Consider the following 235-nt stretch of genomic DNA (forward strand, 5'->3'; position numbering starts at 1 on the left):
TGACCGATGCAAACATTTCGACCGTCTGCCAGATGAAAGTGTAGGCCGAGAGATCGAAAACGGCGAGGCTGCGAACGAATTGGCGGGCGGCGGCAACGAAGGCGCCGGCGAAGGCGAGAGCACCGATAATCTTGAGCGATTCCACGTCGCCGCTGCAACCAACTCCGCCCGCGCGTGTCGGTCCACACCAGACCGGCAGGCCTTTGGCCAGTACGTCGTAGAGCGCGGTGAAGCC

At 62.6% G+C, this 235-nt stretch carries 1 protein-coding gene; it reads right to left on the reverse strand.

The window, feature by feature from the left end; translation table 11 throughout:
* On the reverse strand, positions 1–235 hold a 235-nt coding region (locus SB659_RS20560; RefSeq protein WP_410551780.1), incomplete at both ends, for a hypothetical protein.

Source organism: Arthrobacter sp. SIMBA_036 (genome assembly GCF_046535135.1).
Classification (GTDB): Bacteria; Actinomycetota; Actinomycetes; order Actinomycetales; family Micrococcaceae; genus Arthrobacter.